6 protein-coding genes are annotated in these 6281 nt (G+C 54.8%); 4 read left to right on the top strand and 2 right to left on the bottom strand.

Features of this window, described 5'->3' with window-relative positions; genetic code table 11:
• Position 1 precedes the first annotated feature (1 nt).
• Entirely contained in the window at positions 2 to 595 is a 594-nt protein-coding gene (locus tag AC2FJ5_RS04900) for a sulfotransferase family 2 domain-containing protein (protein ID WP_496785091.1), read from the bottom strand.
• Between the two features lie 192 nt (positions 596 to 787).
• On the opposite strand from AC2FJ5_RS04900, the gene recA reads away from it, so the two are divergent.
• The 4 genes from recA (at position 788) to AC2FJ5_RS04920 (ending at position 5984) form a co-directional block, all read left to right on the top strand.
• Positions 788 to 1852, top strand: coding sequence for a recombinase RecA (gene recA / locus AC2FJ5_RS04905; RefSeq protein ID WP_142633714.1), 1065 nt, complete (start codon positions 788 to 790; stop codon positions 1850 to 1852).
• Positions 1853 to 2028: 176 nt separating this feature from the next.
• On the top strand, positions 2029 to 4701 hold the full coding sequence (gene alaS, locus AC2FJ5_RS04910; RefSeq protein WP_496792630.1) for an alanine--tRNA ligase: 2673 nt from the start codon (positions 2029 to 2031) through the stop codon (positions 4699 to 4701).
• Between the two features lie 4 nt (positions 4702 to 4705).
• The gene (locus AC2FJ5_RS04915) at positions 4706 to 4993 is read left to right on the top strand and encodes a DUF1330 domain-containing protein (RefSeq protein ID WP_142633718.1); all 288 of its coding nucleotides are present in this window, start codon (positions 4706 to 4708) and stop codon (positions 4991 to 4993) included.
• A gap of 376 nt (positions 4994 to 5369) precedes the next feature.
• Positions 5370 to 5984, top strand: a complete 615-nt coding sequence (locus AC2FJ5_RS04920; protein ID WP_496785792.1) for a transglutaminase-like cysteine peptidase — start codon at positions 5370 to 5372, stop codon at positions 5982 to 5984.
• Positions 5985 to 6062: 78 nt separating this feature from the next.
• Here AC2FJ5_RS04920 and AC2FJ5_RS04925 read toward each other — a convergent pair.
• Positions 6063 to 6281 (bottom strand): hypothetical protein (locus AC2FJ5_RS04925; protein ID WP_496792631.1); only part of this gene is annotated, 219 nt, incomplete at its 5' end.

Here is a 6281-nt window from a genome sequence, read left to right on the forward strand (position 1 = left end):
TTCAAAGTGCCGAGGCGTGGCAATCGAATTCCGCGGAGTGGGTGTTGCGAAACTTGGTCAATGTCTCTGCGCCCAGTGTTAGGTCTCGTGTGGGTGACACGTTTTCGCGTTGCAGCCGGATATCCATATTCAAGCGGTTTTGTAGGAAATCGAGAATTTTGTCCTGGTTTTCATATTTGAAGACATGGGTGGCGCCACGCCCGTTGTTGCGGGTGCGAAAAAATTGGCTCTGACTGCCGACATCGGCAAATTCAGGTCGGGGTGTGCGCATATAGGCCTGGATGAAATCATCAAAGCTCAGGTCATGTGTTGAATGCGGGTGGTTAAGACGCTCTTGGCGGCCGCGAAACCTGTACCAACTGCCCAGCCAATCGACCGGTTCACGAACAACCGCCATGATTTCCATCTCAGTATCGTACATTTTACGGAAAATGTTCTGGAAAAACCGATCATACCGGCGGACAGGTGCGTGTTTCAGATCTGGCGGATCGGTGACAACCAGATCGGCACGGTCCCGCAAAGCCGTATGATAAGCGGTGCTGCCGGTTTTTGGGACAGCCAGAAACGCAAGGCGTTCTTCATAAAAAACAAGCATTTATTCGTCCATCGGCAGTAAATATCTCCAGTTCAGATTGGCGTAAACGACTCCTTAATACAATTACAGAACAGTAAGTAATGTAAGTTTTAGTTGAAATGTTCTCTTTTTGGTCCCATAAGGAACAAGAGGCGAACAAAGCAGCGATTGCCGCCCGTTCAAGGGTGTGACAAAAGGGAAGGCGACAGGACAATGGCGGATCTTCTGACGATGAGCGACAAGAAAAACGCAGATAAGCAAAAGGCGCTCGACAGCGCGCTGGCACAGATCGAACGGCAGTTCGGCAAAGGCTCGATCATGAAGCTGGGCGAGGATTCCAAGCAGGACATCGACGCCAGTTCGACCGGATCGCTGGGTCTGGATATCGCTCTGGGAATCGGCGGCCTGCCGATGGGCCGGATCGTTGAAATCTATGGCCCGGAAAGTTCAGGCAAAACAACGCTGACACTGCACTGCATCGCAGAACAGCAGAAACATGGCGGTGTATGCGCATTTGTCGATGCGGAACATGCGTTGGACCCGCAATATGCGCGCAAACTGGGCGTCGATCTGGACGAGTTGCTGATTTCGCAACCTGACACTGGCGAACAGGCGCTTGAGATTACCGATACGCTGGTCCGTTCGGGAGCGGTGAACATGGTCGTGGTTGACTCGGTCGCAGCGCTGACGCCGAAATCTGAACTCGAAGGCGATATGGGCGACAGCAGCGTTGGTGTGCAGGCCCGGCTGATGAGCCAGGCAATGCGTAAACTGACGGGTTCGATCAGCCGTTCGAACTGTATGGTGATCTTCATCAACCAAATCCGGATGAAAATCGGCGTGATGTTCGGCAGCCCGGAAACCACCACCGGTGGTAACGCCTTGAAATTCTACAGCTCGGTCCGTTTGGATATTCGTCGGATCGGTGCGATCAAGGACCGGGATGAGGTTGTTGGCAACCAGACCCGTGTGAAGGTCGTTAAAAACAAAGTGGCACCGCCCTTCAAGCAAGTTGAATTCGACATCATGTATGGCGAAGGCATCAGTAAAATGGGCGAGCTGCTGGATCTGGGCGTCAAGGCTGGTGTGGTCGAGAAATCGGGTTCGTGGTTCAGTTATGGTGATGAGCGGATCGGGCAGGGGCGTGAGAATGCCAAGCAGTATCTGCGCGACAACAACCGCATCGCGTTTGAGATCGAGGACAAGATTCGCGCGGCACATGGGCTGGAATTCGATGTACCGCCCGGCGCGGAAGAGGATGATATCCTCGAGGCATAATAGGTCCGGGAAGAAAGCGACATTTGCCGCTCTTTCCTAGGAACTGACCATAATTTCGAACAAGGCGGTCCGCAGGGGCCGCCTTGTTCCGTTCTGCGACGCTCGCCTGTGGACTATCCCGGGGGACGGGGATAAACCCTTTTCGAAACAAACTGTTTGCGCGCCGAGAGAGCCCCATGTCAACGTTGAACGAAATCCGATCGACCTTTTTGAACTACTTTGCCAAACAGGGACACGAAGTAGTGGCATCCAGTCCCCTGGTGCCACGCAACGACCCGACATTGATGTTCGTCAACTCGGGTATGGTGCAATTCAAAAACCTGTTCACCGGTGTCGAAACCCGTGACTATCAGCGCGCGACGACAGCACAGAAATGTGTTCGGGCCGGTGGCAAGCACAACGACTTGGACAATGTCGGCTATACTGCGCGTCACCACACATTCTTTGAGATGTTGGGCAATTTTTCGTTCGGCGATTACTTCAAGCCCGAAGCAATTCCATTCGCATGGGAATTGATCACCAAAGAATTCGGGGTCGATAGAAACCGCCTTCTGACAACGGTTTACCACACCGATGACGAAGCGTTCGAGATGTGGAAGAAGGTGGGCGTCCCCGAAGATCGGATCATCCGTATCGCAACCAGTGACAATTTCTGGCAGATGGGACCGACCGGCCCGTGCGGTCCCTGCACCGAGATATTCTACGACCACGGGGATCATATCTGGGGCGGCCCTCCGGGTTCGCCTGAGGAAGATGGTGACCGGTTCATCGAAATCTGGAACATCGTTTTCATGCAGAACGAACAGTTCGAAGACGGTTCGATGGTCGAGCTCGACATGCAGTCTATCGACACCGGGATGGGGCTGGAGCGGATTGGTGCCCTCTTGCAAGGAAGCCATGACAATTATGACACCGATCTGTTCAAGACCCTAATCGAGGCCTCGGCGAGTGCCACCAATGTCGATCCCTATGGGGATCAAAACGTACATCACCGCGTGATTGCGGATCACCTGCGGTCGACCTCGTTCCTGATTGCAGACGGGGTAATGCCCAGCAATGACGGGCGCGGCTATGTGCTGCGGCGGATCATGCGTCGTGCGATGCGGCATGCGCATCTGTTGGGTGCGAAGGATCCGGTGATGTATCAGCTGGTGCCGACATTGGTCCAACTGATGGGTGCTCAGTACACCGAACTTGGCCAGGCTCAGTCGCTGATCGAAGAGACGCTGTTGCTGGAAGAAACCCGCTTTAAGCAAACATTGGATCGCGGCCTGAAGTTGTTGGATGACGAGGTCTCTGACTTGCCAGAGGGTGCGGCACTGTCTGGAGAGGCCGCTTTCAAGCTGTATGATACATACGGTTTTCCGCTTGATCTGACACAAGATGCACTGCGTGAAAAAGGCCGGACGGTTGATACCGACGGGTTTGATACGGCGATGGCCGAGCAAAAGGCCAAGGCACGCGCTGCCTGGGCTGGATCAGGGGAAGCAGCGGACCAAGCCGTTTGGTTTGACGTTCTGGATATCGCGGGCGCTACGGATTTTCTTGGATACGATACAGAAAAGGCTGAAGGACAGGTCGCGGCAATGGTCGTGGATGGCGCTTTGGTCGACAAGATCGAGACAGGTTGTTCCGGCTGGGTCGTTGTGAACCAAACCCCGTTTTATGGTGAATCCGGTGGTCAAATAGGAGACACCGGCGAAATTCGTCGTCTGGAAGAGCGTGATGATGTCGCGCGGGTCGAGGACACCCGGAAATTTGCGGATGGCAAAATCTATGCGCATCGGGTCACGGTCGATCACGGTACCTTGTCCAAGGGAGACGCAGTTGAGCTTGAGGTGGACCATGTTCGCCGCACCGCCATCCGGGCCAACCATTCGGCCACACATTTGCTGCACGAAGCATTGCGGGAAACACTGGGTGACCATGTTGCGCAGCGCGGTTCTTTGAATGCGGCTGACCGGCTGCGGTTCGACTTTAGCCACGCGAAGGCGATGAACCCCGAGGAAATTCGGCAAGTTGAACGCTCGGTCAACGCTTTCATCCGCCAGAACTCGACCGTCGAGACCCGGATCATGACACCGGATGATGCCCGGGAACTGGGTGCGCAGGCCCTTTTCGGTGAGAAATACGGCGACGAAGTTCGCGTGGTTTCGATGGGCAAAGCGCCAACCGGCAAAGGCCAGGATGGTGAGACCTGGTCGATCGAACTGTGTGGTGGAACGCATGTTCGCCAGACCGGTGATATTGGCGCGCTTGTTGTATTGGGGGATAGCGCCAGCAGTGCCGGTGTCCGGCGGATCGAAGCGCTTACGGGTGATGAAGCCCTGGTTTACCTGACCGATCAGGACCAACGTTTGGGGCAGATCGCATCTGAACTGAAAGCGCAACCGGATGACGTTGTATCTCGTGTCAAAGCTCTGTTGGATGAACGTAAATCCCTTCAAAATGAAGTTGCGCAGCTGCGCCGCGATCTCGCGATGGCTGGTGGTTCGGGGCAAGGCGGTAGCGCTGAGGCCAAAACGGTAAACGGTATCTCGTTCTTGGCTCAGTCCCTTACTGGCGTATCTGGCAAGGACTTACCCGCGCTGATCGACGAACACAAAAGCCGACTTGGATCGGGTGCTGTGTTGCTGATAGCGGATACGGGCGGCAAAGCAGCCGTCGCGGCCGGTGTCACAGCTGATCTGACGGATGCAATCTCGGCCGTGGATCTGGTTCGGGCGGCGGTTGCTGAACTTGGTGGAAAAGGTGGCGGTGGACGCCCTGACATGGCGCAGGGTGGTGGCAAGGACGCTTCGAATGCTGATGCCGCGATCAAGGCTGCAAAGAATATTCTTGGAGGTTAACAAAATGTCCGCACTTTGGATTGCACATGTCAGTGTTACTGACGCCGAATCCTATGGAAAATATGCCGAGCTCGCCGGGCCTGCGATTGCCAAACACGGTGGTGCGTTTATCGCGCGTGCTGCGCGATACGTGCAGTTGGAAGGCAAAGAACGGCCGCGCAACGTTGTCGCCAAATTCCCCTCATTGGAAGCCGCTGTAGAGTGTTATAATTCGGTGGAATATCAGCAAGCACTGGATCACGCGCGTGGTGCAAGTGAGCGGGAATTGGTGGTCGTAGAGATCACAGATTAGAATCACCCCGTGCGATCAGGGATTTAATACCCCTGTCAGCTTATTCATTGGGCGGTTTTCAGCCAAAAGATGGCCGCCCAATTATGACGTTGCGGCAAGCGTCGACCTGAAATCCCATAAATATATTATTTACAAGTAGTTAACAGGTCTTGATGTCGGGCCTGCCAAGGGGTTCGTGTTTCGAATGTGGCGAGCAGCGCCAGATTCTTACCCAAAAATGCCATTTTCAATGACGGAATTCCGCCTCTTTTCGTTGCAAGATTTGAGACAGATTGCACAATTAGGCGTGTTTACCGATAGTTTCGGAAAACGGAATATGGTCCTGTTTTGCGGCAATCGCAGGGAAAACACGGATCGAGGGACAGGCATGGCGACCATGGGTACGGAATTTAGGGCCGTTAATGCGCGGATCTGGACTGGTTTTGGTAGAACTTTAGGAATCCTCGCATTGGCGTTGGGGACCTCGGTTGTGGCACCAGATGCGCAAGCGCGGGAAGGCAACTTCATCCGCACAGTCGCATCTTCGCCCCCGCCGTCTGGAGCGCGGCAACTGTGCCGTCAATACTCTTGGGCATGTTCCAGCAAGGCTTCGAATTCAATGTCGAGCCAGCAAGAGATGCAGATCATCAAAAAGGTCAACCGGCAGGTAAACGCAACCACCCGCTCGGTTACAGATCAGGCCCAATATAGAACTCGTGAACGTTGGGCACTGCCGACTTCGCGCGGTGGAGATTGCGAAGACTTTGCTCTGTTGAAGAAAAGGGATCTTATCCGTGCGGGCGTCGATCCGAGCAAACTTTTGATCGCAACTGTACTGGATACGCAGCGAAATTCTCATGCGGTTTTGGTTTATCGCTCGGCCAGTGGCGATCTGGTTCTGGATAACTTGACCAACCGCATCAAACCCTGGTCGGCGACGCGATATCTGTTTCTGCGGATGCAGGACCCTCGGCGGCCCAGTAAATGGGTCGGGGTCTTCGGCAGAAGCTGAGGAAAGCTAATCTCAGCTGGTTAGAATGCAAAAATGGCGAAGCAGCAGCTTCGCCATTTTCTGTAGTACTAAATTAGCTTACTTGGGGTTGCCCGGATTGTTGGTACCGTTCGGGTTCTGAGATTGGCCGCCTGGATTGGTTCCGTCGCTATGGCCAGAACGGTTGCCCTTGGGTCCACCGTCACCACCTTCGCCGCCGTCACCACCTTCGCCGCCGTCGCCACCTTCGCCGCCGTCGCCACCTTCGCCGCCGTCGCCACCTTCGCCGCCGTCGCCACCTTCGCCGCCGTCGCCACC

The organism is Ruegeria sp. CDSA221 (assembly GCF_059611825.1).

Excerpts from the sequence above, each read along its gene's own strand:
- AC2FJ5_RS04900 (WP_496785091.1), bottom strand. The coding sequence starts at position 595 with ATGCTTGTTTTTTATGAAGAACGCCTTGCGTTTCTGGCTGTCCCAAAA.
- recA (WP_142633714.1), top strand. The coding sequence starts at position 788 with ATGGCGGATCTTCTGACGATGAGCGACAAGAAAAACGCAGATAAGCAA.
- alaS (WP_496792630.1), top strand. The coding sequence starts at position 2,029 with ATGTCAACGTTGAACGAAATCCGATCGACCTTTTTGAACTACTTTGCC.
- AC2FJ5_RS04915 (WP_142633718.1), top strand. The coding sequence starts at position 4,706 with ATGTCCGCACTTTGGATTGCACATGTCAGTGTTACTGACGCCGAATCC.
- AC2FJ5_RS04920 (WP_496785792.1), top strand. The coding sequence starts at position 5,370 with ATGGGTACGGAATTTAGGGCCGTTAATGCGCGGATCTGGACTGGTTTT.